Origin of the sequence: Nonomuraea sp. NPDC003560 (assembly GCF_042878785.1) — a bacterium.
GTDB lineage: Bacteria > Actinomycetota > Actinomycetes > Streptosporangiales > Streptosporangiaceae > Nonomuraea.
In genome coordinates this window covers 97,579-121,829 of record NZ_JBIAOF010000006.1, presented here as the reverse complement: position 1 = coordinate 121,829, position 24,251 = coordinate 97,579, and the positions used below count along the sequence as shown (strand labels likewise).

The 24,251-nt window shown below is 71.1% G+C and carries 19 protein-coding genes; 11 read left to right on the top strand and 8 right to left on the bottom strand.

Features of this window, described 5'->3' with window-relative positions; translation table 11 throughout:
- Positions 1-254 precede the first annotated feature (254 nt).
- Positions 255-521 carry a hypothetical protein gene (locus ACFYUV_RS24135; protein WP_352322992.1) on the top strand — a complete coding sequence of 89 codons (267 nt, stop codon included), beginning with the start codon at positions 255-257 and terminating at the stop codon, positions 519-521.
- Positions 522-800: 279 nt separating this feature from the next.
- Here the strand turns inward: ACFYUV_RS24135 and ACFYUV_RS24130 are convergent, their stop codons facing one another.
- Positions 801-1,289, bottom strand: coding sequence for a C40 family peptidase (locus tag ACFYUV_RS24130; RefSeq protein WP_387671451.1), 489 nt, complete (start codon positions 1,287-1,289; stop codon positions 801-803).
- Positions 1,290-1,687: 398 nt separating this feature from the next.
- Here ACFYUV_RS24130 and ACFYUV_RS24125 point away from each other — a divergent pair, with 398 nt between their 5' ends.
- Together ACFYUV_RS24125 and ACFYUV_RS24120 are read left to right on the top strand one after the other, a co-directional pair.
- Positions 1,688-1,954, top strand: coding sequence for a hypothetical protein (locus tag ACFYUV_RS24125; RefSeq protein WP_352322994.1), 267 nt, complete (start codon positions 1,688-1,690; stop codon positions 1,952-1,954).
- Between the two features lie 412 nt (positions 1,955-2,366).
- Positions 2,367-2,714 carry an STAS domain-containing protein gene (locus ACFYUV_RS24120; RefSeq protein ID WP_358291638.1) on the top strand — a complete coding sequence of 116 codons (348 nt, stop codon included), beginning with the start codon at positions 2,367-2,369 and terminating at the stop codon, positions 2,712-2,714.
- On the opposite strand, the gene ACFYUV_RS24115 is transcribed toward ACFYUV_RS24120, so the two are convergent.
- From ACFYUV_RS24115 to ACFYUV_RS24095, 5 genes are read right to left on the bottom strand one after another with little or no spacing between them, the layout of a single operon-like run.
- The gene (locus ACFYUV_RS24115; RefSeq protein ID WP_387671449.1) at positions 2,681-4,876 is read right to left on the bottom strand and encodes a germacradienol/geosmin synthase; all 2,196 of its coding nucleotides are present in this window, start codon (positions 4,874-4,876) and stop codon (positions 2,681-2,683) included. The two genes, ACFYUV_RS24120 and ACFYUV_RS24115, sit on opposite strands and share 34 nt — an antisense overlap.
- Positions 4,876-6,246 carry a family 2B encapsulin nanocompartment shell protein gene (locus ACFYUV_RS24110; RefSeq protein WP_387671447.1) on the bottom strand — a complete coding sequence of 457 codons (1,371 nt, stop codon included), beginning with the start codon at positions 6,244-6,246 and terminating at the stop codon, positions 4,876-4,878. The genes ACFYUV_RS24115 and ACFYUV_RS24110 overlap by 1 nt, the downstream gene beginning before the upstream one ends.
- Positions 6,247-6,289: 43 nt before the next feature.
- Entirely contained in the window at positions 6,290-7,699 is a 1,410-nt protein-coding gene (locus ACFYUV_RS24105; RefSeq protein WP_387671445.1) for a family 2B encapsulin nanocompartment shell protein, read from the bottom strand.
- A 27-nt stretch (positions 7,700-7,726) separates the two neighbouring features.
- A complete protein-coding gene (locus tag ACFYUV_RS24100) occupies positions 7,727-8,668 on the bottom strand; it encodes a 4-hydroxy-3-methylbut-2-enyl diphosphate reductase (protein ID WP_358291646.1) in 942 nt (313 codons plus the stop codon).
- An 11-nt stretch (positions 8,669-8,679) separates the two neighbouring features.
- Positions 8,680-9,723 carry a polyprenyl synthetase family protein gene (locus ACFYUV_RS24095; RefSeq protein ID WP_387671443.1) on the bottom strand — a complete coding sequence of 348 codons (1,044 nt, stop codon included), beginning with the start codon at positions 9,721-9,723 and terminating at the stop codon, positions 8,680-8,682.
- Positions 9,724-9,851: 128 nt separating this feature from the next.
- Here ACFYUV_RS24095 and ACFYUV_RS24090 point away from each other — a divergent pair, with 128 nt between their 5' ends.
- Both ACFYUV_RS24090 and ispG read left to right on the top strand, forming a co-directional pair.
- Positions 9,852-11,600, top strand: a complete 1,749-nt coding sequence (locus ACFYUV_RS24090) for a 1-deoxy-D-xylulose-5-phosphate synthase (RefSeq protein ID WP_387671441.1) — start codon at positions 9,852-9,854, stop codon at positions 11,598-11,600.
- Positions 11,588-12,691 carry a flavodoxin-dependent (E)-4-hydroxy-3-methylbut-2-enyl-diphosphate synthase gene (ispG, locus tag ACFYUV_RS24085; RefSeq protein WP_387671439.1) on the top strand — a complete coding sequence of 368 codons (1,104 nt, stop codon included), beginning with the start codon at positions 11,588-11,590 and terminating at the stop codon, positions 12,689-12,691. Before ACFYUV_RS24090 ends, ispG begins: the two co-directional genes overlap by 13 nt.
- Before the next feature lie 112 nt (positions 12,692-12,803).
- On the opposite strand, the gene ACFYUV_RS24080 is transcribed toward ispG, so the two are convergent.
- Positions 12,804-14,180: a carbohydrate-binding protein gene (locus ACFYUV_RS24080; protein ID WP_387671437.1), complete on the bottom strand. Its 1,377-nt coding sequence runs from the start codon at positions 14,178-14,180 to the stop codon at positions 12,804-12,806.
- A gap of 165 nt (positions 14,181-14,345) precedes the next feature.
- On the opposite strand from ACFYUV_RS24080, the gene ACFYUV_RS24075 reads away from it, so the two are divergent.
- From ACFYUV_RS24075 to ACFYUV_RS24055, 5 genes are all read left to right on the top strand, one after another.
- On the top strand, positions 14,346-15,527 hold the full coding sequence (locus ACFYUV_RS24075; protein WP_387671436.1) for a zinc-dependent alcohol dehydrogenase: 1,182 nt from the start codon (positions 14,346-14,348) through the stop codon (positions 15,525-15,527).
- Positions 15,528-15,568: 41 nt separating this feature from the next.
- Complete coding sequence (locus tag ACFYUV_RS24070; RefSeq protein WP_352358694.1) at positions 15,569-16,618, top strand: NAD-dependent epimerase/dehydratase family protein; 1,050 nt, start codon at positions 15,569-15,571, stop codon at positions 16,616-16,618.
- A 97-nt stretch (positions 16,619-16,715) separates the two neighbouring features.
- Complete coding sequence (locus tag ACFYUV_RS24065; RefSeq protein WP_387671434.1) at positions 16,716-17,180, top strand: ATP-binding protein; 465 nt, start codon at positions 16,716-16,718, stop codon at positions 17,178-17,180.
- A gap of 69 nt (positions 17,181-17,249) precedes the next feature.
- Positions 17,250-18,149, top strand: coding sequence for a dihydropteroate synthase (gene folP, locus ACFYUV_RS24060; protein ID WP_387671433.1), 900 nt, complete (start codon positions 17,250-17,252; stop codon positions 18,147-18,149).
- Between the two features lie 14 nt (positions 18,150-18,163).
- Positions 18,164-18,562, top strand: a complete 399-nt coding sequence (locus tag ACFYUV_RS24055; protein WP_387671431.1) for a DUF1992 domain-containing protein — start codon at positions 18,164-18,166, stop codon at positions 18,560-18,562.
- Positions 18,563-18,680: 118 nt separating this feature from the next.
- Here the strand turns inward: ACFYUV_RS24055 and ACFYUV_RS24050 are convergent, their stop codons facing one another.
- Complete coding sequence (locus ACFYUV_RS24050; RefSeq protein ID WP_387671430.1) at positions 18,681-20,993, bottom strand: glycoside hydrolase family 6 protein; 2,313 nt, start codon at positions 20,991-20,993, stop codon at positions 18,681-18,683.
- Positions 20,994-21,302: 309 nt separating this feature from the next.
- Between ACFYUV_RS24050 and ACFYUV_RS24045 the strand changes: the two genes are divergently transcribed.
- Positions 21,303-24,248: a glycoside hydrolase family 48 protein gene (locus ACFYUV_RS24045; RefSeq protein WP_387671428.1), complete on the top strand. Its 2,946-nt coding sequence runs from the start codon at positions 21,303-21,305 to the stop codon at positions 24,246-24,248.
- Positions 24,249-24,251 lie beyond the last annotated feature (3 nt).

Below are 24,251 nucleotides of genomic sequence, written 5' to 3'. Positions count from 1 at the left end.
AACGCCCCAACATCGCCGCCGGAAGGCCAAAAGAATCCCGTTCGCCGGGCAGCCCGACCGGGATATATGCAGTGCCCCGTCGATGAGCGCGGAAACCGAGTGCCAAGAAATCGAGGCGTCCCCTTGACCTTCGTTAGGGCATTCCGAGTTGCGATTTTCGCTGCCTGCCGCGATGGTTATTTGCGGCACCTCACAGCCCTGCACAAACGACCATGGCGCACAAATTCAGCGCCGATCCATGGAGGAAAGCAAACATGATCCGTCGCATTCTGGCCGGTGCAGCTATCGCGGTCACCGCTCTCGGCTTCTCCGCCTCCGCCGCGTCCGCGGACGTCGGCCCCAACCCGTACAACAACGGGCAGAGCATCCTGAGCCAGCTGAGCATCCTCGACGACCTGACGGCGCTGAACGATGTCGCCAACGACTCCATCAAGTACATCGACATCCTCACCCTGCTGCACCTGAACGACATCGAGGCCAACGTCCTCAACAACCAGGACAAGTACGGCGACAACAACTGAGCCTCCTCGCGTGGCGTAGGCAGGAAGACGATCGGCGACCCGCAGCAGAATTCGCGGATCCGCCCGGCCAAGGTCGCCTTCCTGGTGCCTTGAGGTGGACCGAAAGTACGGGCCGTGGCATTTCGCGAGGCCACGGCACGGGCTTGGTGCGCACCGAGCTCTGAACGCCTCGCGGCCCAGGTCGATCACTGCAGGACGACCTGGGCCGCGAGGCTCACGCGTAGGCGCACCCGGCTCCGCGGCGGGCCCGGCCGGCGAACTCGGCCCGTCGGGCTCGGCCTAGGCGTCGGAACGGCCCGGGCTCGGGCGTACGACGCCCAGGAAGCGCGGCCGTTCCAGCGCGTCGAGCCGTACGGATTCACCGCTGTAAGGCGCGTGCACGATCTGCGTGCCGTCCACCGCGAGCGCCACGTGCTCGGGGCCGGGGGTGTCGACGTCGCTGTCGTAGAACACCAGGTCCCCGGGCTGGATCTCCTCCCGCGGTATCCGGATCCCGGACCGCCACTGCACGTACGTCGTCGTCCCGATGGCCACGCCGGCCCGCGCCCACGCGTACTCGGTGAGGCCCGAGCAGTCGAATCCCCAGGTCCTGGCCCCTTTGCCGATGCCGAATCCGGGGCCGCCCGGACCGCCGCCGCCCCACGAGTACGGGACGCCGATCATCTCTATCGCCGCCCGCAGCGCGATCGAGCCCGCCGCCGACCGGACGGCCGGAGCCTGCGCCCGGCACCCGTGCGGATGGCAGCCTGCGGCGCCCTGCGCGGGCATCGAATGGGAAACGCACACAATGGTGTGCGCCAATGCAATCGCCAACAATCGCAGTAGTCCGTTCATGGCATATTCGGCACCCCCGCGTGGCCGGCCGTGCCGCCGTTACGGCACGGCGTTTCAAGCGACTTCTCCCGATTACCTGCTCCGGGAGTATGGGGATAAAACAACCCGCCGTGCCCGACGAGTCACATTATTTCGGGGCATTTCGGGATGTCTTTCGCCCGATCGACGGCCAAGGAATAAGTGCGGGTACTTGACTTTGGCTTAGCATATTTTCCTTGCGGCCTGCCGCGGCCCCACGAGATCGTTATTCGCGAAATTCCTGCCACTCGGGAGGCGGGTAATAAATGATGACGCGCACCGCTGCGCCGATTCCGATGAAAGGGAAGTAAAAAATGATGCGTCGCATTCTCACCGGTGCAGCCATCGCCGGCGCGCTGTTCGGGTTCACCGCCACGAGCGCCTCGGCCGACGTCGGCCCCAACGCCTACAACGGCGGCAAGGCCATCCTGAGCCAGCTGTCCATCCTGGACGACCTGACGCTGGCCAACGACGTCCTCAACGACTCCGTCAAGTACATCGACGTCCTCACCGCCCTGCACCTCCAGGACATCGAGCTCAACGTCCTGGACGCCCAGAGCAACTACGGCGACAACAACTGAGACCGCTGACCGGCGGCGGCCCGTCCGCGCGCCCGTCAGGCTGACCCGAAGGCGTTCCGGCAGCCACGACCCCTCGTGGCGGCACCTTGCCGAACGCCCCGGATCGGCCGCGGCGGGACGCGTGCGGGCCCCGCCGAGAGGACGGTCCGAAGCCGGCCCAGCCCTACGTGCTGGGCCGGCTTCGTGCGTCTGCGGGAGACCGGTGCAACCCTTCATTATTCGGCTGCAATTCGGTCATTTTCTCCTGAACATTACATAGCGAAACATACTTCGTGTAATCTGGCTTCGGGTTAATCGTCAGCGCGGCGAAGGAACCGCGACCTCCTCAGGGCGGCCACCACGGCCGGGAGGAAGCTTGACGGTCATCCCGCCGGCAACCCCCTGTCCATAGCTGTTGGGGGGTGCGCACGTCGTGAACGATCTCGAAGAGCGGCTGCTCTATCAGGACGGGCAGCTCAGCATCACGCTGCGGGTCGTCCCCGGAGCCCCGGCCGTCGCCCTGTCCGGCGAGGTCGACGTCACCAACAGCCCCGCGCTCGCCAGCACGCTGTCCGACTCGCGCGGGGGCAGCACGTACATCGTGGTCGACACCGGCGAGCTGACCTTCGTCGACCTGTCCGGGCTGCGGGTGCTGGCGCTGCCCGCGCTGCCCCCGGACGAACGGTGGATCCGGCTGCGCAACGTCACGCCGCACCTGCGACGTCTGCTGCGCATGATGGGCTGGTTCTACGCCCCGCGCCCGTACGACGTGCCGCTGTAGACCAGGGTCGCCGCCGACGTGCCGAGCCCGCGGGGGCCGGACAGCCGGAAGGCCGGCGGCCGGTGGTGCCGGCGCAGGGACGGCTCGTCGTAGCGGAGACAGCCGCGGTGCCAGTTGAGAATGCCGGTCAGCCAGTGGCGGCAGTCGGCCAGGAACGCGTCGAGCGCCTGCCGCGCCGCGCAGTCGAGCCCGAGGTCGTCGCACAGGATCGGCAACTCGTGCGCGGCGATGTGCTGGAACTGCTTCATCCGCGAGGTCAGCAGGTCGTTGACGATGCCGAGCGCGGCCGGGTAGTCGCAGTCGAAGAAGTTCTGGACCACCAGGACGCAGTTGTGCAGCTCGCCCTCGAACTCGATCTCCTTCTGGTACGAGAAGACGTCGTTCAGCAACATCCCGCAGTCCATGACCGCGTTCTCCAGCGCCCGCATCGGGCCGCTCTCGTACAGCGCCTCGGGCAGCGCGTACGCGTGCCGCAGCCGGCACAGGCTCATCGTCAGCTCCGAGCCGAAGGTGAGCCGGCGCATCTCCAGGTAGTCCACCGGGTCGGGGATGTGCCGGGCCGCCTCGTTGCCCAGCTCCCAGAGCCAGCCCTCGCACATCGTCACGACCGACCGCCGCAGCTGCGCGCGGGCGCCGGCCGGCATCGGCCCCGCCGTACGCGCCCACAGGTCGGCCAGGCCGCGTTCGAGCGCGCTCACGGGCGGCGGCGCCGGCGTGCCGTCCAGCGGCATGAACGCCGCGAGCCTGGACACCGTGACCTTGGCCGCCGCCAGGTTGCCCGACCGGCCGAAGACGACGGGGAAGTAGTCGTCACCGTAGGTGCCCCAGCACAGCCAGTGCGAGGCCAGGTCCAGCTCCTCGGGGGTGGCGTCGGGATGCAGGCCCGCCGCGCACAACGGCAGGTCGTAGTCGGCCAGCTTCTCGGCGTCCCAGACCGCCGAGCCCACGACGCCCGGCTGGGCCTCCAGCAGGCCCATGGACGCGCACCAGGTCACCGCGTTGCGCCGGGCCTGGTCGAGGTGGGGGGACAGGCGCAGCTCGAAGGGCACGTACAGCTCGGGGATCTGCGAGGGGCCGACGCGCTGCCGCCCGGTGTGGGCGAAGTTGCGCAGCCGCTTGGCCCCCGTGCCGGCGACCAGCGACTTCGCGCCGAGCGGCCGGGCCGTCTTCGCGCCCTTGTTCATGTAGCGGCTCGACCGCAGGTGCCACTCGTGCCCGCCGGACTGCCAGTCCTGCAGCCCCTTGACGTAGGCCAGCACGCCCGCCGCCGACAGCGGATCGACGGCGTGCTCGACGAAGAGCGGGCCCAGCTCGCCCAGCGCGGTGTGCTCGAACTGCTGCATGCGCGAGGTGAGCAGGTCGTTGACGGCGTCGGCGGCCTCCTGCGTCGTGCACCCGAGGAACGTCTCCAGCACCAGCACGCCGTTGCTCAGCTCGCCCTCGTCCCTGACCTCGCGCTCGTAGGAGAACAGGTCGTTGCGCAGGTGCACGGCGTCGGAGAAGCTGTCCTTCAGCACCCGCAGCGGCCTGGTGCCGGCCAGCCGGGCGGGGATCTCGGCCCGCACCGCGTGCTCGACCAGCCCCGCCGACCAGGGCGCGCCGCCCACCTTGCGGCGCATCTCGATGTACTCGACCGGGTTGGCGATCCGGCCCTCGTTGATGTTGGACAGTTCCCAGATCGACTCGTTGAGCAGGTGGCGGGTGCTCTCGGCGAACCGCCGCCGCCAGTCGGCCGACATGCCCGGCACCGTGCGCAGCCACAGGTCGGCCAGGCCCGCCTCGACCGGGTTGGCCGGCTCCGGCATGGACAGATCGGCGCCCATCGGCATGAACCGGGGAAGCCGGTCGAGGTGCCGCTTGCCGCCCTGGATGTCGCCGGAGCGCTTGAAGACGTCGAGGAAGTGGTCGTCGAAGAAGAACACCCAGACGTACCAGTCGGTGATCAGGCACAGCTCGGCGCCGTCGCAGTCGGGGTGGGTGTAGGCGCACATCAGGGAGTAGTCGTGGCCGTCGAGGTCGGCCTCCTCCCAGACGCCCGATCCCTCCAGCATGCCCATCTCGCGCGCCCACAGCTTGGAGTGCGTACGGGCCTCCTCCAGATGCGGGTTGAGCCGCGCCGGGTACGGCATGTAGAAGTCGGGCAGTTCGAACGGCTGAGCCATCAGCTCGCGACCTCCACGTCCTCCAGCACCCCGAGCGCGTCGGGCACCAGCACCGCGCACGAGTAGTACGCGCTGACCAGGTACGACATGACGGCCTTCCGGTCGATGCCGGTGAGCTTCACGCTGAGTCCCGGCTCCCGCTCGTCGGGCACGCCGGTCTGGAACAGGCCCACGACGCCCTGGTCCTTCTCGCCGGTGCGCATGCACAGGATCGAGGTGGTGCCCGCCCGGCTGATCGGGATCTTGTCGCACGGCAGGATGGGCACCCCGCGCCACGACTGCACGGGCACGCCCTCGATCTCGGCGGTGTCGGGATAGACGCCCCGCGCGCTGCACTGCCGGCCGAAGGCCGCGATGGCCCGCGGGTGGGCCAGGAAGAACCGTGACTTCTTGCGCCGGCTCACCAGGTCGTCCAGGTCGTCGGGGGTGGGCGGACCGGTCAGCGTGCGGATGCGCTGGCTCGGGTCGACGTTGTGCAGCAGGCCGAAGTCGCGGTTGTTGACCAGCTCGCGCTCCTGCGACTCGCGCACCGCCTGGACGGTGAGCCTGAGCTGCTGCTCGGTCTGGTCCATCGGGTCGCCGAACAGGTCCGCGACCCGGGTGTGCACGCGCAGCACGGTCTGCGAGACGCTGAGCTCGTACTCGCGCGGGCCCGGGTCGTAGTCCACGAACGTGCCCGGCAGCGTGTGCTCGCCCCGGTGGCCGGCCGACAGCTCGATGGCCGCCTCGCCGTGCTTGGTCTGGGGGGCCGCCCGCCGGGCGCGGTGGCGGTCGAGCCGGTCGCGCAGGGCGGGCGTGCTCTCGGCCAGCGCGCGCAGCTCCTCCCACGGCAGGGCCAGCACCGTGCACCTGGTGCCGGCCTCCAGCGTGTCGTGCCGTACGGCCCGCTCGCCCGGCGGTTCGGTCCCGGCGTGGTCGCCCTCGCCGAGGGTGCCGAGCACCAGGCGGTTGCCGTAGTCGCCCGGCTGGAACCGGGTGACCCGGCCGTCGGCGACCAGGATGATCTCGTCAGCCGGCCGTCCGGCCCGCGCGATCGTGTCGCCGCGGGCGTACTCCCGCTGCTCGAACAGCCCGGCGAGGGTGTCGAGCAGGCGGTCGTCGTCGAGCCCGTGCAGCGGCGGCAGCTCGGTCAGGCTCGGCGGCACCACCCGCACCCGGGCGCCGGTGCGCGAGAAGCTCACCCGGCCACCGCCGACCATGTAGGTGAGCCGCCGGTTCACCCGATAGGTGCCGGCGGTGTCCACCCACGGAAGCATCCGCAGCAACCAGCGGGAGGAGATCTCCTGCATCTGCGGAGGCGTCTTGGTCGTCGTGGCGAGTTTCCGCGCCGCGGCGGTATCCAGGCTCAGCCGCTGATCCGACTCCGTCAACACAAACACCACCAATTCTTGGACCGGACGGACGAAGGGGCTGCTAGCCGTTCCTGCCGAGCTCGACGTCCTCCAGGACGCCGAGCGCGTCGGGCACCAGGACGGCGGCCGAGTAGTAGGCGCTGACCAGGTAGGAGATGATCGCCTTCTCGTTGATGTTCATGAAGCGCACCGACAGGCTGGGCTGGTACTCGTCGGGGATGCCGGTCTGGTGCAGGCCGACGACCCCCTGATTCTCCTGGCCCGTCCGCATGAGCAGGAACGACGTGGTGCGCTTGCCGGTGACCGGGATCTTGCTGCACGGGAAGATCGGCACGCCGCGCCAGGCCGGGATGCGGTGGCCGTTGACCTCGCTGGCCTGCGGGTAGAGGCCGCGCTTGCTGCACTCCCTGCCGAACGCGGCGATGGCCTGCGGGTGCGCGAGGAAGAAGGCCGGCTCCTTCCAGACGACGGCCAGCAGGTCGTCGAGGTCGTCGGGCGTGGGCGGGCCGGAACGGGTGCGGATGCGCTGGCTGAAGTCGGCGTTGTGCAGCAGGCCGAACTCCCGGTTGTTGATCAGCTCGTGCTCCTGGCGCTCGCGCAGGGCCTCGATCGTGAGGCGGAGCTGCTGGTCGAGCTGGCTCATCGGCTGGTTGTACAGGTCGGAGACCCGGCTGTGCACCCGCAGGACCGTCTGGGCGACGCTCAGCTCGTACTCGCGGGGGGACTGCTCGTAGTCCACGAACGTGCCGGGCAGCGCGACCTCGCCGGAGTGGCCGGAGGCCATGTCGATCGCGGCCTCGCCGTAGGCGTTCTGGGCGTGGTCGCCGGCCGCCTGCCGGCTCTGGATGTGCTCGCGCAGCGCCGGGGACTGCTCGGCCAGCTGCTCGAAGGTCTGCCTGGACAGGGTGAGCACGGTGGTGTGCGTCTTGGCCGTGGCGGTGAAGTCGTAGGTGCCGCCGCCGGTCAGCGCCTGCTCGCCGAAGTGGTCGCCGTCGGCCAGGACGCCGAGGTTCTGCTCGTCGCCGTAGGCGCCCTGCCCGACCTTGCCGACCCGGCCGTGGGCGATCAGCACGAGCTGGTCGGCCGGGTCGTCCTCCCTGACGATGGCCTCGCCCGGCTCGATCTCGCGCTGCTGGAAGCGGTCGGCCAGCGCTTCGAGCACCTCCATGTCGTCGAAGCCGCGCAGCATGGGCAGCTCGGTCAGCTCGGCCGGGATGACCCGCACGTCGGAGCCGGTCGTGGAGAACGTGATGCGCCCGTCGCCGAGCGTGTACGTCAGGCGCCTGTTGACCCGGAACACGCCACCGGAGCACTGCACCCACGGCAGCAGCCGCAGCAGCCACCTGGAGGTGATCTCCTGCATCTGCGGGGGCGTCTTGGTGGTGGTCGCGAGCTGTTTGGCGGCCTCGGTACTGAGGCTGAGCTGCCCGTTGCCGTTCAAGGGCGCGCTGGAGTCGGTGGTTTCTGTCATGGTGCACCGCCAATCTCGGTGTGGGGTCTAGCCGGGGTTGCGGGAGGAACGGAGTTCCAGGGGGAGGGAGAAGGTGAGCGTCTCCTCGGTCACGGTCACGGGCTCCACGTCGGTGTAGCCGTGGCCGGCGAGCCAGCCGAGCAGGTCCTCGACCAGCACGTCGGGTACGGACGCGCCGGAGCTGACCCCGACCGTGCCGACGCCGCCGAGCCATCGCGGGTCGGCGTCGGCGGCCCGGTCGACCAGGTGGGCGGCGGGGGCGCCGGCGTGCAGCGCGACCTCGACCAGCCGCCGGGAGTTGGAGGAGTTGGCCGAGCCGACGACGATGACCAGGTCGCAGCGGGGGGCGATGCGGGTGATCGCCTCCTGGCGGTTCTGGCTGGCGTAGCAGATGTCGTCGCTCGGCGGGTCGGCCAGCTGGGGGAACCGGTCGCGCAGCTCGGCGACGGCGCCCATGGTCTCGTCGACCGAGAGGGTGGTCTGCGACAGCCAGGTCATGCGCGCCGCGCCGCTCGCGGTGACCTCGTGGGGCCTGGCCGGATCGACGACGTGGATGCGGCCGGGCGCCTCGCCGAGGGTGCCCTCGACCTCCTCGTGCTCGGCGTGGCCGATGAGCACGATCTCGTGGCCGGCCTCGGCCAGCCGCACCGCCTCCTTGTGCACCTTGGTGACCAGGGGACAGGTGGCGTCGATCGTGCGCAGGCCGCGGCCTCCGGCCTCCTGCCGGACCGCGGGGGAGACGCCGTGGGCCGAGAAGATCACCAGCGCGCCGTCCGGCACCTCGTCGAGCTCGTCGACGAAGACCGCCCCGCGCTCGGTGAGGTCGGCCACCACGAACGTGTTGTGCACGATCTGTTTGCGCACGTAGACCGGTGGCCCGAAGCGCCGCAGCGCCTCCTCCACGGAGAAGATGGCCCGTTCGACGCCCGCGCAGTAACCGCGCGGGGCCGCGAGCAGTACGCGTCCCATCGGAGAGCCCCCTACTTGGTACGGTGCGCGAGCTGGTCGGCCAGGACGGACAGCGCACTGCCGGCCTCGGGCCCGATCGGCGCCCGGGCCAGGGCGGCCGTGGCCTCGCCCACGCGTTCGTCGATCATCGACTCGACCTGGTCGAGCGCGCCGGTGTCGATGAGGATGGTGCGCAGCCCGGTGGCCTGCTCCTCGGTGAGCGCCGGGTTGCCGTGCCAGGCGCGCAGGTAGCCGAGCTGCGCGGGCGAGGCGTGCGCCATGGCGTGCGCGATCAGCACCGTGTGCTTGCCCTCGCGCAGGTCGTCGAGCGCCGACTTGCCGGTCTCGGCCGCCGAGCCGAACGTGCCCAGCACGTCGTCGCGCAGCTGGAACGCCTCGCCGAGCGGCACGCCGAACCGGGAGAAGGCGTCGAGCAGCTCGGGTGAGGCGCCGGCCAGGGCGCCGCCGATCTGCAACGGCCGCTCGACGGTGTACTTGGCCGTCTTGTAGCGGATCACCGTGAGCGCCTCCGGCACGCTCGCGCCGGCGCGGAGCTGGGCGAGGATGTCGAGGTACTGGCCGCTGATGACCTCGGTGCGCATGGCGTCGAAGAGGTGGTGGGCGGCCCGCAGGCGGACGGGCTCGACGCCGCACGACGACAGCAGGGTGTCGGACCAGGCCAGGCTGAGCGTGCCGAGCAGGATGCCGCCCGCGTGCCCGAACGCCTCCGCGGACGGGCCGTCGTGGAGGTCGGCCAGGTTGCGGTGGATGGTCGCCCGGCCCCGGCGCAGCTCGCTGCCGTCCATGATGTCGTCGTGGATGAGCAGCCCGGCGTGGCACAGCTCCAGGGCCGCCGCGGCGCTGACGATCTCGTCGCAGTCGGCGCCGCCCGCGCCCCGCCAGCCCCAGTAGCACAGCAGGGGGCGGATGCGTTTGCCGCCGCCGAGGATGAACTCGGTCAGCAGCCGGTAGGCCGTCTGCACGTCGGGATCGGAGACGGGCGAACGCCACGTCTCAAGGAAGTCGGCGAGGCGTCGCTCGATCCGTGATCCGAGGTAGTGCTGAGTGAAGCTCACCGGCATCCGCTCGGCTCCTTCTGGTCGGGACGCACTACCAATAGTTACTACTTGAATACAGAGCGTGTAAAGTGTCTTGGGCCTTTCAACTATTCTTTTGGCTCACCGCAACACCGTCAGGGGATGTCATGACGACCCTGTTGCCGTACGTTTCCACTCCCCAAGACCTGCGCGCCCTGCCCGCCGAGCTGCTGCCCGGCCTCGCCCGCGAGATCCGCGACTTCCTGGTCGAGAAGGTGAGCGCCCGCGGCGGGCACCTCGGCTCAAACCTCGGCGTCGTCGAGCTCACGATCGCCCTCCACCGCGTCTTCGACTCGCCCGGCGACGCCATCGTCTTCGACACCGGGCACCAGGCGTACGTCCACAAGATCCTGACCGGGCGGCGCGACTCGTTCGACGCCCTGCGCTGCCGCGGCGGCCTCAGCGGCTATCCGAGCCGGGAGGAGTCCGTGCACGACCACGTCGACAACTCCCACGCCTCCGCCGCGCTCGCCTACGCCGACGGGCTGGCCAAGGCGCGCCTGCTGACCGGCGACGCCGGCCGGGCGGTGGTCGCCGTGGTCGGCGACGGCGCGCTCACCGGCGGGCCGGCCTGGGAGGCGCTCAACAACCTGGGCGCCGCCCGCCACCGGCCGGTCGTCGTCGTGCTCAACGACAACGGCCGCTCCTACGCCCCCACCCACGGCGGCATCGCCGACCACCTCGCCCGCCTGCGCACGGCCGCCGACGTGACCGTCTTCGAGCAGCTCGGCCTGCGCTACCTGGGCCCGGTCGACGGCCACGACATCGCCGCGCTCGAAGCGGTCCTGCGCGCCGCCCGCGAGCTGCGCGCCCCCGTCGTGGTCCACTGCGTCACCCGCAAGGGCCGCGGCTACGACCCGGCCGAGCGCGACCACGACGAGCACCTGCACGCGATCCCGGCCACCGACCCGGCCACCGGCCGCCCCCTCGCGGCCGGCGCCGCCACCTGGACCGACGCGTTCGCCCGCCACCTGTGCGTGCTCGGCGAGCGCCGCGACGACCTGGTGGCCGTCACCGCCGCGATGCCGGGGCCGACCGGGCTGGCCTGCTTCGGGCGGCGCTTCCCCGGCCGCATGTTCGACGTCGGCATCGCCGAGCAGCACGCGCTGGCCTCGGCGGCGGGCATGGCCATGGCGGGCCTGCACCCCGTGGTCGCCGTCTACGCGACGTTCCTCGGGCGCGCCCTCGACCAGGTGCTGATGGACGTCGCCCTGCACCGGCTGCCGGTGACGCTCGTGCTCGACCGGGCCGGGCTCACCGGCCCCGACGGGCCCAGCCACCACGGCATGTGGGACCTGGCGGCGCTGGCCATGGTGCCCGGCATGCGGGTGGCCGCGCCGCGCGACGCCCGCCGGCTGTGCGAGCTGCTGGAGGAGGCGGTCGAGCACCCCGGGCCCACCGCGCTGCGCTTCCCCAAGGCGGCCGCCGGTCCCGAGCTGCCGCGCGTGGGGCGGCTCGGCGACGTCGACGTGCTCTTCGCGGGCGGTCCCGACGTGCTGCTGGTGGCGGTCGGGCCGATGGCCGGGCCGTGCCTGGGCGCGGCGGCCATGTTGTCGGCCGCCGGGATCGGCGTGACCGTGGTCGACCCCCGCTGGGTGATCCCGGTCCCGGCCGGTCTGCGCGGGCCGGCCGGGGCCGCCCGGCTGGTGGTGACCGTCGAGGACGGCCTGGCCGCCTGCGGGGCCGGCGCCCTGCTCCGGCAGGAGTGCGGGCCCCGGCAGCACATCGTCAACCTCGGCCTGCCGCGCGAGTTCGTCGCGCACGGGAGCCGGGCCGGGTTGCTCGCCGAGGCCGGGCTCACCGGTCGGGGCATCGCGCACACCGTTCGAAGGGAGCTGGACAGGTGGCCGCTGTAGATCTCGGACTGCCGGTGCGACATCGGGCGCGCAGGGCGTCCAGGCAGGTCATGGTGGGGTCCGTGCCGGTGGGGGGCGACGCGCCCGTCTCGGTGCAGTCGATGACGACGACGGTGACGGCCGACGTCAACGCCACGTTGCAGCAGATCGCCGAGCTGACGGCGGCGGGCTGCCAGATCGTCCGCGTCGCGGTGCCGACCCAGGACGACGCCGACGCGCTGCCGGAGATCGCGCGCAAGTCGCAGCTCCCGGTCGTCGCCGACGTCCACTTCCAGCCGCGGTACGTCTTCGCCGCCATCGAGGCGGGGTGCGCGGCGGTCCGGGTCAATCCCGGGAACATCAAGAAGTTCGATGACAAGGTGGGCGAGATCGCGCGGGCCGCGTCCGGCGCGGGGGTGTCGATCCGCATCGGGGTGAACGCCGGTTCGCTCGACCCCCGGCTGCTGGCCAAGCACGGCAGGGCCACGCCGGCCGCGCTGGTGGAGTCGGCGTTGTGGGAGTGCTCGCTGTTCGAGGAGCACGGCTTCCGCGACATCAAGCTCTCCGTCAAGCACCACGACCCGCAGGTGATGACGGCGGCCTACCGGATGCTGGCCCGCAGCTGCGACTACCCGCTGCACCTCGGCGTCACCGAGGCAGGGCCGCTCATGCAGGGCACGATCAAGTCGGCGGTGGCGTTCGGGATCCTGCTCGACGAGGGCATCGGCGACACGATCCGCGTCTCGCTGTCGGCGCCGCCGGTGGAGGAGGTCAAGGTCGGGATCGGGATCCTGGAGTCGCTGGGGCTGCGGCGGCGCAGGCTGGAGATCGTCTCCTGCCCGTCGTGCGGGCGGGCCCAGGTGGACGTGTACGGGCTGGCCGAACGGGTCACCGCGGCGCTCGACGGGTTCCCCCATCCGCTGCGGGTGGCGGTGATGGGCTGCGTGGTCAACGGGCCGGGCGAGGCCAGGGAGGCGGACCTGGGCGTGGCCTCGGGCAACGGCAAGGGGCAGATCTTCGTCAGGGGCGAGGTGGTCCGCACCGTCCCCGAGTCGCGGATCGTGGAGACGCTGGTCGAGGAGGCCCTGCGGCTGGCCGGAGAGGCGTCCTGACGGTCGCGGGAAGCGCATGGGCCGGGCGATGTCCCTGACGGAGGAGTGGGACATCGCCCGGCCGTGCGGTCCAGGTCGTGAGGGGGTATCTCCGCCCTGGACGTCTAGGGGGTCAGACGCGCTGCCAGAGAGCCGGCACGTTCGGCGGCTCCCAGCCGGGCTGGGCGGTGTGCCCCTGGAGGCAGCGGTAGGTCGAGCCGCCGTACGTCACCGTCGCGCCGGCCGCGTACGTCGTGCCCGCGGCCCACGTGCCGCCGACGGTGGTCGTGACCGTCGGCGTGCTGGTCGGGCCGGGGCCGCCGCCCTGGGTGGCGAGGGTCAGGCCGTAGGTGGACAGGATCTCGTTGACCGGCTGGAAGTACGTCGTGCCGCCGGAGCTGCAGTTGCCCGAGCCGCCCGACGTCACGCCCTGGGCCTGGTCGCCGGAGATGAACGAGCCGCCGGAGTCGCCGGGCTCGGCGCAGACGTTGGTCCGCGTCACGCCGGAGACGGTGCCCTCCTGGTAGGTGACGCTGGCGTTGAGCTGCTGGACCGAGCCGCAGTGGTAGCCGGTGGTCGATCCGGCGCGGCAGACGGCCGAGCCCACCTGGGCCACGGTCGAGCCGCGTACGGGCAGGATGCCGGCGCTGTAGCCGTACACCACGCCGGTCGGGGTCCACTGGCCGTTGACCTCGACCCAGGAGTAGTCGTTGCCCGGGAAGGACGAGCCGCGGAACGTGCCCATGGCGACCCGGTTGGAGCCGGACGTGCTGGACCCGGCGGTGCCGCAGTGGCCGGCGCTGACGAAGCCGCCCTGCGAGCCGGCCTTGGTCACCGAGAAGCCGACGGAGCAGCGGGTGCCGGAGCCGATGTAGTAGGCGTCGCCGCCGCGGACGTCGTAGAACAGCGTGGGCTGCTCGGCCGAGCGCACGACCTGGACGGCGGAGGCGTCCGCGCCGCTGGCCCGCACCCAGGCGGCGGCCTTGGCGGGGTTGGAGCTGAGGACGACGACGGTGTTGTTGACGACGTCCACGTACCAGACGGGGGCGGTCTTCGGGGCCTTGGCCGACGCGGCGTCCAGCCTGGCCTTGACCCCGTCGAGGCTGCTCAGTGAGCGGGCCACCACGCGGGCCTGCACACCGGCCTTGGCGATGGCGGCCACCTGCGCCGGGTCGGTGGTGGCGGTGATCGGGGTGGAGGTGGGGCCGGTCACCCAGGAGCCGGCGTAGGAGGCGCCTAACTGGGCGCGCAGGGTGGGTTCGAGCCCGGCCGCGGCGGCCTCGTTGACCAGGCGGGCCTCGGCCTGCTGGCCGGTGATGCCGAGGTCCCGGCTCATGGCGTCGACCAGGCCCTGCGGGGGGTCGGCGACGGCTTCGGCGTTGGCGCGGGCGATGGAGTAGGGGGTCTCGTCCTGGGCCGTGGCGCCCTTCGCCGCGAAGGCCAGGGCCGGGACGCTGATCATGGTGACGGCGATCGCGATGCCCGCCGTCACGGTCTTCCTGGGGAGCATGTGCACGTCTCCTCGCGTACAGGGGGGTGTCTGCACGGTACGAGCCCGAATACGAGGAGTGGTCGTGTCAAAACACCCCTATCACCGTGTTATGGGGCAAACCGTTTGGAGCTCTATGTGGGGGTATGCGGGATTTGTGCCGTCCGAATCCCATCTGGAGGCGTCATGAAGGCCGTCACCTGGCACGGCAAGCGGGACGTACGGGTCGATGAGGTCCCCGACCCGGCCATCAAGGAGCCCAACGACGCGGTGATCAGGGTGACCAGCTCCGGCATCTGCGGCTCCGACCTGCACCTGTACGAGGTGCTCGGGCCCTTCATGGCCGAGGGCGACATCCTCGGCCACGAGCCCATGGGCGTCGTCGAGGCCGTCGGAGCCGCCGTCACCGACATCAAACCCGGCGACCGCGTCGTCATCCCGTTCAACATCTCCTGCGGCCACTGCCACATGTGCGGCCTGGAGCTGTACGCGCAGTGCGAGACCACGCAGGTCAAGGAGCAGGGCATGGGCGCCGCGCTGTTCGGCTACACCAGGCTGTACGGCCAGGTGCCCGGCGGCCAGGCCGAGTACCTGCGCGTGCCCGAGGCCCAGTTCGGCCCGATCAAGGTGCCCGAGGGCCCGCCGGACGAGCGGTTCCTGTTCCTGTCCGACGTGCTGCCGACCGCCTGGCAGGCCGTGGACTACGCCGAGATCCCGGACGGCGGCAGCGTCACCGTCTTCGGCCTCGGCCCCATCGGCCAGATGTGCGCCCGCATCGCCCGCCACCTCGGCCACCGCGTGATCGGCGTGGACGGCGTCACCGAACGCCTGGAGATGGCCCGCCGCCACGGCATCGAGGTCGTGGACGGCAGCGAGACCTCCGACGTGCCCGGGGCGATCCGCGAGCTCACCTCGGGCCGCGGCACCGACTCGGTGATCGACGCCGTCGGCATGGAGGCGCACGGCTCACCGGCCGCCAAGATCGCCCAGACGCTCACCGGGCTGCTGCCCGACGCGGTGGCCGCGCCGCTGATGTCCCACGTGGGCGTCGACCGGCTGGCCGCGCTCAACCAGGCCATCGACACCGTCCGCCGGGGCGGCGTCATCTCCGTCATCGGCGTCTACGGCGGCATGACCGACCCGATGCCGATGCTGCGCATGTTCGACAAGGGCGTCACGCTGCGGATGGGCCAGGCCCACGTGCGGCGGTGGATCAACCGGCTCATGCCGCTGGTCACCGACGACTCCGACCCGCTCGGCGTCATGGACCTGACCACCCACCGCATGCGGCTGGAGGAGGCGCCGCAGGCGTACGAGATGTTCCAGAAGAAGGCGAACGGTGCGATAAAGATCCTGCTACAGCCCTGACCAGGGGTTTCGTCATCCGGAGCGCGGGCAGCGGTGCGGGCATGAGAGTCGTGGTGGTCGGGGCTACCGGCAATGTCGGCACGAGCGTCGTACGCGCGCTCGCCGCGGATGACAACGTGACGTCGATCGTGGGCGTGGCCCGCCGCCTGCCGGGATGGCGCATCGACCGGACCGAGTGGCGGCAGGCCGACGTCGCCACCGGCGACCTGTCCCGCATCTTCGAGGGCGCCGACGCCGTCGTGCACCTCGCGTGGCTGTTCCAGCCCACCAGGGACCCGGCCGTGACCTGGCGGGCGAACGTGCTGGGCAGCATGCGGGTGTTCCGCGCGGTGGCCGAGGCGGGGGTGCCCGCGCTGGTCCACGCCTCCTCGGTCGGCGCGTACTCGCCGGGCCCCAAGGACCGGCCGGTGGACGAGAGCTGGCCCACGCACGGCTGGCCGGGCGCCGCGTACGGCCGGGAGAAGGCGTACGTCGAGCGGGTGCTCGACGTCTTCGAGCACGACCACCCGGCGATCCGCGTGGTGCGGATGCGGCCGGGGTTCATCTTCCAGCGGGCGGCGGCCACCGAGCAGCGCCGCCTGTTCGCCGGGCCGTTCCTGCCGCGCCGGCTGATCCGGCCCGGCCGCGTCCCGTTCGTGCCCGACGTGCCCGGCCTGCGGCTCCAGGTGCTGCACGCCGACGACGCGGCCGAGGCGTACCGGCTGGCGGTGACCAGGACGGTGTCGGGGGCCTTCAACCTGGCCGCCGAACCCGTGCTCGACCCCGCCGACCTGGCCAAGCTCCTCGGCACGCGGACGATACCGGTCACGCCCTGGCTGGCCAGGACGCTGATGTCGGCCGGCTGGCACCTGCGGCTGGTGCCCGCCTCGCCCGGCCTGCTCGAACTGGCCCTGCGCATCCCCGTCATGAAGACAGACAAGGCCAGGGACGTTCTGGGCTGGCGGCCGCGGCACTCGTCCTGGGACGCCATGCGCGAGCTGCTGGACGGCCTGCACGACGGCGCCGGCATGGAGACCCCGCCGCTCGCCCCCGACGGCGGCCCGCTGGGCCGGGTCAAGGAGCTGGCCACGGGGGTCGGCGCCCACCCCTGATCCGGAGGTGTAAGCCCGCCCGGCCGGGGAAGGGGACGGTTCTCTACGCGAGGTCCAGAGGCGTGGCCTGCGTGTCGTGACGACACGAAGGAGCGCCATGGCCCTTCTCCTGACCCAGGTCTTCACCCTCCACGACGTCACCAAGCTGCGCCGCGCGGTCGCCGAGCAGGCGGAGAGCAGCGGGCTGCGCGACGGGCGGCTCGACGACTTCGTGCTCGCCGTGCACGAGAGCGTGGTCAACGCCGTGGAGCACGCGGGCGGGCGCGGGCATCTGACGTTGTGGACGGTCGACGGCGTCATCCGCTCGGAGACGACGGACCAGGGGACGGGCATCCCGCAGGCGTACCTCGACGGGGACGTCCGGCCGTCCAGCCTCTCCTACACCGGTCGCGGCATCTACCTGATCCGGCGGTTGTGCGACGTCGTGGACGTCCGCACCGGCCCGGACGGCACCACGGTCCGGCTCACCATGCGCCTGCCGCACGCGTCCGTCTCCCCGAGCTCCATGAAGCGCATCCGGGTCACCGGCGGCGGCGGGCCGTCCGGGCGCTTCCAGGTCTGAGCGCGGGCGCGCCCGACCGCCCTGCCACGGCCCCGGGTAGGCTCGGCAGGAGACGGAAGGGGCCACTACGTGAGCGGCGGAAACAATCCCCCCGAGATCATTTCTCCGGTCCGCCGCATCGGGCGGCGGGAGTTCGATTTCGAACGCCAGATCGCCATCATGGCCATCGTCAACAGGACCCCCAACTCCTTCCACGACCAGGGGCGCACGTACGAGCTCGACCGCGCGGTCGCGGCCTGCGCGCGGGCCGTCGATGAGGGCGCCGACTGGGTGGACATCGGCGGGTTCGCCTTCAGCGCCGCCCAGGCCGCGATCGGCGTCGAGGAGGAGATCGAGCGGGTGGTCCCGGTGATCGCCGAGGTCAGGGCCGCGACCGACGCCGTCATCTCGGTCGACACCCACCGCCCCGAGGTCGCCAGGGCGGCCGTCGAGGCCGGCGCCGACGTCATCAACGACACCAACGGCCTGCGCGAGCCCGGCCTGGCCGAGGTCGCGGCCGAGACCGGCGCCAGCGTGGTCGTCACCCACAGCCTCGGCGGCCCCGGCCGGCGGGTCTTCCGCCCGAGCTACGACGACGTCGTCGCCGAGGTCGCCGGCTTCCTGCGCGAGCGGGTCGCCTTCGCGCTCAAGGCGGGCATCGCCCCCGACCGGATCATCATCGACCCGGGCCACGACCTGAACAAGAACACCTTCCACTCCCTGGAGCTGACCCGGCGGCTGGAGGAGATCACCGCCATCGGCTATCCCACCCTGGTCGCGCTGTCGAACAAGGACTTCATCGGCGAGACCATCGACCGCCCGCAGGGCGAGCGCAAGGAGGGGACGATCGCCGCGAACGTCGTCTCCATCCTCAAGGGCGCCCGGATCCTGCGGGTGCACGACGTCGCCGCGACGGTGGCGTCCGTGCGCATGACCGAGGCCGTGCTCGGCTGGCGCGGGCCGGTCGCGCCGAGCCACAACCTGGCGTGAGAGGAGCCGCGTCCGTGACCGACCGCAAGCCGGTGGGCATGCCGTTCGAGAGCTGGATCGACCGTCAGATCCGCGAGGCGGCCGAGCGTGGGGAGTTCGACGACCTGCCGGGCGCGGGCAAGCCGCTGCCCGGCCTCGACCGGCGGGACGACGAGATGTGGTGGATCAAGCAGAAGCTGGAGAGCGAGGGGCTGTCCATGCCGCTGCCCCCGACGCTGGCGCTGCGCAAGGAGGCCGAGGAGGCGCTGCGGCAGGCCCGCGGGGCCCGGTCCGAGACCGAGGTGCGGCAGATCCTCGAAGAGGTCAACGAGAAGATCCGCGAGGCGATCAGGAAGGGCCTGCCGGGGCCGCCGCTCAACCTGATGCCCTTCGACGTCGATCGCGTCGTGTCGGAGTGGCGCGAGAGCCGCTGAGCGGCGCACCCACCGATGCGGAAGGGGCCCGGGTTCCCTCACCGGACGAGGGGCCCGGGTCAGGCGGGCCCCTCGTCCGGCGGCCGGGGGCCCCGGAGCCCCCGGCCGGCTCGGTGAGCTAGCTGACCGGCGGGTAGGCGTTCCTGACCAGCTCCTGGAACTGGGCGGAGAACCACTGGCCGGACAGCGGGGCGCCGCCGAGGGCGCCCGACATGTTGTTGCCGTTGAGGTTGTTGCCGGTGTAGGTCGGGTCGCACATCCGGTCGAACTTCTTGCCCTCGTCGTTCGGGATGTCGGTGCTGGCGCCGTCGGACTCGCCCGGCGGCTTGATCCAGACGTAGGCGTCGAAACCGGCCTCGGGGCTGGCCGTCGGCCGGGCGCCGAGGCCCGCGCCGCTCTGGTTGCACCAGTTGCCGGCGTGGATGCGCCGGTCGACGCGTGACTGGTTGACGAAGGTGTTCACGTCCGTCGAGGTGCTCGCGCCGCCCGGACGGGCGGTGCCGCCCCAGCCGTTGCGCGAGGTGTCGACCAGCATGCCGAGCCCGGACTTGAAGCCCTTGTTGACCAGTGCGGTGCGCAGAGCCGTGGCGAAGGTGGACTCGTCCACGTAGTAGTTCCAGTCGATCCACTTGGACTGGCGGACGGTCTGGCCGTTCACCAGGGTGTTGATCGTGAAGTACGGCTCCTTGGTGGCGGAGTAGTTGGCGGTGTTGACGATGAAGCCGTCCACGCTGTCCACGCCGGCCGTGGTGCCCGCGGCCATGTTGTAGAAGAGGTTCACGGCGGGGCCGAAGTTCGAGTCCCAGCCGAGCCAGGCGTGGTGGGCGGCGTCCACGTAGGTGTAGACGTTGGTGATGGCGTGCAGCTTGTCGAGCGCGTACCGGACGCCGTCCACGTAGCCGCCGGGCCCGTTGGCCTCGGCGCACTTCGGGAAGTTGCCGGTGTTGGTGATCAGGTTGGGCAGCGAGTCGGGCTCGATGATCGTGACGATGCGCAGGTTGGCGTACTTGGGGTCGCGCAGGATGTTCGCGATCACGTCGATGTACTCGGCCTTGTAGCGGTTGAAGCCGTTCTCGGCGATCAGCAGCTCGCCGTTGGAGGCCAGCGCCGAGCAGTCGCGGTTGGGCAGGTCGTAGATGACGAACTGCACGGTCAGCGGGGCCGTGCCGTTGAGCGCGTCCTGGGCCACGGCCTCGTCCAGGTGGGCCTGGAGGCCCATGGCCGAGGAGGAGCCGGCGATGGCCGCGATGCGGTCCAGCCACACGGCGGTGGAGGTGTTGGCGACGGCGGCGCCGCCGGGCTCGGCCGCGGCCTTGGCCTTCCACTGCGGGTTCACGTAGCCGGTGGCGCCGGCGTACGGGTTCTCGACGTGGCCGGTGGGCGGCTGGCCGTCGTCGTCGGCCTCGGTGGCGGTGACCGTCTTGCTGGTCAGGCCGGTGGCGGCGACCGTGAAGGGACGGGTGCCGTTGGTCGAGTCGGCGTCCTGGGCGGCGGCCAGGGTCACCGTCTGGGCGGTGTTCCAGTTGGCCGTCGTGAAGGTGAGGCTGCTGCCGGCGGAGACGGTCAGGTCGGCGTCGCCGCTGCCCGCCGTCGAGGTGACGGTCACGTTCGCGGACGGCTGCGCGGCCAGCTTGACCGTGTACGCCGCCGTCCCGCCCTCGGGCACGGTCACCGACGTGGGCGTCACGAGCAGCGCCTGCTCCACGACCGCGTCGTCGTCCACCTCGGTCGCGTTGACGGTGGCCGAGGTGACGCCGGTGCCGCCGACGGAGAAGGCCGCCGTGCCCGCGGTGGTGTCGGCGTCCTGGGCGGCGGCCAGGGTGACCGTCTGGGCGGTGTTCCAGTTGGCGGGCGTGAAGGTGAGCGAGCCGCCCGCGCTGACGGTCAGGTCGCTGTCACCGCTGGTCCGCTGGGTGGTGACGGTGACGTTCGAGGAGGGGGCGGAGGACAGCTTGGCGGTGAAGGTGGCGGTGCCGCCCTCGTTGACCGCGACCGAGCTGGCGGAGGTGACCACCGCGGGGGTGGTGGGGGTGACGCCGCCGCAGGTCACGCCGTTCACGGTGAAGGAGGTGGGCGGGTTGTTGCTGCCCGTCCAGGTGCCGTTGAAGCCCATGGTGGTGGAGGCGCCGGTGGCCAGGCTGCCGTTGTAGGGCATGTTCGTCGCGGTGACGTGCGTGCCCGACTGCGTCCAGTTGGCGCTCCAGCCGGTCGGGGTGTACTTCTGGCCGGTGCCGGGGAAGTCGAAGCCCAGCGTCCACGAGGTGATCGGGTCGCCGGTGTTCTTCAACGTGATGTTCGCGGTGAAACCGCCCTGACCGGGGCTGCTCGTCCACGAGTTGGCGGAGTAGGTCACGTCGCAGTTCACCGCGGCACTGGCGGCCGTGGTCTGGCCGACGACGAGCCCGAGGGCCGCGACGCTCGCGGCGGTCATGGTCACGGCCCATCGGCGTGGGCCGCTGTGGAGTCTCACTAGCGATCATCTCCAGAACGTCAGTTGGCTGGGAGCGCTCCCATAGTGAGACGCCCTCCCGGCCCTGTAAATGAGGGCGGCCGTGCGGCGGGCGTTCCCGGGCCGCATGCTCGCCGAATGCCCCGTAACGTGGATGAAACTTTCATCATCGGCAGCCTGGTGAGAGGAAACGCGGGGGCCACCGGACGGGCGATCCGTTGACATACGCCGCCGGTCACCCACAATCCCCCTTGGGAGCGCTCCCACACCCCCTACTCCCATGGAGATCCCTTGAAACACAGACCTCCTTCCCGTCTTTCCCGCCTGTCGAGGCGGCTCGCCGGAGCCGCGACGCTCGTGCTCGCGGCGGGCACGACCACGACCCTCGCGGCGCTGCCCGCGCACGCCGCCGTCGCCTGCGACGTGACGTACACCGCCAACCAGTGGACGAGCGGCCCGGGCCAGGGCGGGTTCACCGCCAACCTGACCCTGAAGAACACCGGCGACCCGATCACCTCGTGGACGCTCGGCTTCGACTTCCCGACCGCGGGCCAGAAGTACACGCCCACCGGCTGGAGCGCCAACTGGACGCAGTCGGGCACGCACGTCACCGCCACCAACATGCCGTGGAACGGCAGCCTGGCCACCGGCGCCTCGACGACGCTCGGCTTCAACGGCACCTGGACGGGCAGCAACCCGAGCCCGACCTCGTTCACCGTGAACGGCGTGACCTGCGGCGGCGCCAACACCCCGCCCACGGTCGCGCTGACCTCGCCCACCGCCGGCCAGACGTTCACCGCCCCGGCCACCGTGGCCATCGCAGCGAACGCCGCCGACGCCGACGGCACGGTCTCCAAGGTCGACTTCTACCAGGGCTCCACGCTGCTCGGCACCGACACCTCGGCGCCGTACGGCTACACCTGGCAGAACGTGGCCGCGGGCAGCTACTCGATCACCGCGAAGGCCACCGACGACGGGGGCGCGACCACGACCTCGGCCCCCGTCGGGATCACCGTCTCGCAGAACACCGGGCCCGCCCTCGTGGTGAGCCCGACCACGATCTCCGTGCCGGAGAAGGGCACCGCGGGCTTCGGCGTGAAGCTCTCGCAGGCGCCCGCCGCGAACGTGACCGTCACCACCGCCCGCACCAGCGGCGACGCCGACCTGACCGTCGGCTCCGGCGGCTCGCTCACCTTCACGCCGGCCAACTGGAACACCGTCCAGAACGTCACCCTGGCGGCGGCGGACGACGCCGACACCACCAGCGGCACCGCCGAGTTCACGGTGAGCGCGACCGGCTACACCCCGGTCAAGGTCACGGCCAGCGAGGCGGACGACGACCTCGGCGGCGACAACGAGTACGTCAAGCGGTTCGTCGAGATGTACAACGAGCTGCACGACCCGGCCAACGGGTACTTCTCGCCCGACGGCGTGCCGTACCACTCGGTGGAGACGTTCATGGTCGAGGCGCCCGACCACGGGCACGAGACCACGTCCGAGGCCTACAGCTACTACCTGTGGCTGGAGGCGACCTACGGGCAGGTGACCGGCGACTGGGCGAAGTTCAACAACGCGTGGGCCTCGATGGAGAAGTACATCATCCCCTCGACCGCCGACCAGCCGACGAACTCCTTCTACAACCCCGCCAAGCCGGCCACGTACGCCGGTGAGTGGAACGACATCAAGCAGTACCCGACGCAGCTCGACTCCGGGGTGTCCGTGGGCTCGGACCCGCTGGCCAACGAGCTGAAGAGCGCGTACAACACCAGTGACGTCTACGGCATGCACTGGCTGCTCGACGTCGACAACACCTACGGCTTCGGCCGCTGCGGCGACGGCACGAGCAAGAACACCTACATCAACACCTACCAGCGCGGCCCGGAGGAGTCGGTCTTCGAGACCATCCCGCAGCCGTCCTGCGACACGTTCAAGTTCGGCGGCCCCAACGGCTACCTCGACCTGTTCACCAAGGACAGCAACTACGCCAAGCAGTGGAAGTACACCAACGCGCCCGACGCCGACGCGCGGGCCGTCCAGGCGGCGTACTGGGCGCAGACGTGGGCCAAGCAGCAGGGCAAGGAGTCGCAGATCTCCGCGTCGGTCGCCAAGGCCGCCAAGATGGGCGACTACCTGCGGTACGCGATGTACGACAAGTACTTCAAGAAGCCCGGCTGCACCAGCACCTCGTGTGCCGCGGGCACCGGCAAGGACGCCTCCAACTACCTGCTGTCCTGGTACTACGCCTGGGGCGGCGCGAGCGACACCAGCGCGGGCTGGGCCTGGCGCATCGGCTCCAGCCACAACCACTCCGGCTACCAGAACCCGCTCGCGGCCTGGGCGCTGGCCAACGTGGCCGAGCTGAAGCCCAAGAGCGGCACCGGCGCGGCCGACTGGAGCACCAGCCTGACCCGCCAGCTGCAGTTCTACACCTGGCTGCAGTCGGCCGAGGGCGCCATCGCGGGCGGCGCGACCAACAGCTGGGAGGGCCACTACGCCACCCCGCCGGCCGGGCTGCCGAAGTTCCACGGCATGACCTACGACTGGCAGCCGGTCTACCACGACCCGCCGTCCAACCAGTGGTTCGGGTTCCAGGCGTGGACCATGGAGCGGGTGGCCGAGCTCTACTACGCCTCGGGCAACGCCGACGCCAAGGCGCTGCTGGACAAGTGGGTCGCCTGGGCGATGGCCAACACCACGATCAACGCGGACGGCACGTACCAGATGCCGTCCACGCTGAAGTGGACCGGCCAGCCCGCCGGTGACTTCAGCGACCCGAACGGCATGCCGCCGCCCAACCCCGGCCTGCACGTGACGGTCGCCGACTACACCAACGACGTCGGCGTGGCCGGCTCGTACGCCAAGGCCCTGATGTACTACGCGGCCAAGGCGAACAACGCCGGGGCCAGGACCATGGCCAAGGCGCTGCTGGACGGCGTGTGGAAGAACCGCGACGCCAAGGGCGTGTCGGTGTCGGAGACCAAGACCGACTACAAGCGGCTGAACGACCCGGTCTACGTGCCCCCGGGCTGGACCGGCAAGATGCCGAACGGCAACACGATCAACTCCAGCTCGACGTTCATGTCGATCAGGTCCTTCTACAAGAACGACCCCGACTGGCCCGAGGTGAACGCCTACCTCCAGGGCACCGGGCCCGCGCCGACGTTCAACTACCACCGCTTCTGGGCGCAGGTGGACGTGGCCGTGGCCCTGGCCGAGTACGGGCGGCTCTTCCCGTGAGAA

Bases quoted from the DNA above. Each gene is read 5' to 3' on its own strand.
- ACFYUV_RS24135 (WP_352322992.1), top strand. From the start codon at position 255: ATGATCCGTCGCATTCTGGCCGGTGCAGCTATCGCGGTCACCGCTCTC.
- ACFYUV_RS24130 (WP_387671451.1), bottom strand. From the start codon at position 1,289: ATGCCCGCGCAGGGCGCCGCAGGCTGCCATCCGCACGGGTGCCGGGCG.
- ACFYUV_RS24125 (WP_352322994.1), top strand. From the start codon at position 1,688: ATGATGCGTCGCATTCTCACCGGTGCAGCCATCGCCGGCGCGCTGTTC.
- ACFYUV_RS24115 (WP_387671449.1), bottom strand. From the start codon at position 4,876: ATGGCTCAGCCGTTCGAACTGCCCGACTTCTACATGCCGTACCCGGCG.
- ACFYUV_RS24105 (WP_387671445.1), bottom strand. From the start codon at position 7,699: ATGACAGAAACCACCGACTCCAGCGCGCCCTTGAACGGCAACGGGCAG.
- ACFYUV_RS24100 (WP_358291646.1), bottom strand. From the start codon at position 8,668: ATGGGACGCGTACTGCTCGCGGCCCCGCGCGGTTACTGCGCGGGCGTC.
- ACFYUV_RS24090 (WP_387671441.1), top strand. From the start codon at position 9,852: ATGACGACCCTGTTGCCGTACGTTTCCACTCCCCAAGACCTGCGCGCC.
- ACFYUV_RS24080 (WP_387671437.1), bottom strand. From the start codon at position 14,180: ATGCTCCCCAGGAAGACCGTGACGGCGGGCATCGCGATCGCCGTCACC.
- ACFYUV_RS24075 (WP_387671436.1), top strand. From the start codon at position 14,346: ATGAAGGCCGTCACCTGGCACGGCAAGCGGGACGTACGGGTCGATGAG.
- ACFYUV_RS24070 (WP_352358694.1), top strand. From the start codon at position 15,569: ATGAGAGTCGTGGTGGTCGGGGCTACCGGCAATGTCGGCACGAGCGTC.
- ACFYUV_RS24065 (WP_387671434.1), top strand. From the start codon at position 16,716: ATGGCCCTTCTCCTGACCCAGGTCTTCACCCTCCACGACGTCACCAAG.
- ACFYUV_RS24050 (WP_387671430.1), bottom strand. From the start codon at position 20,993: ATGACCGCCGCGAGCGTCGCGGCCCTCGGGCTCGTCGTCGGCCAGACC.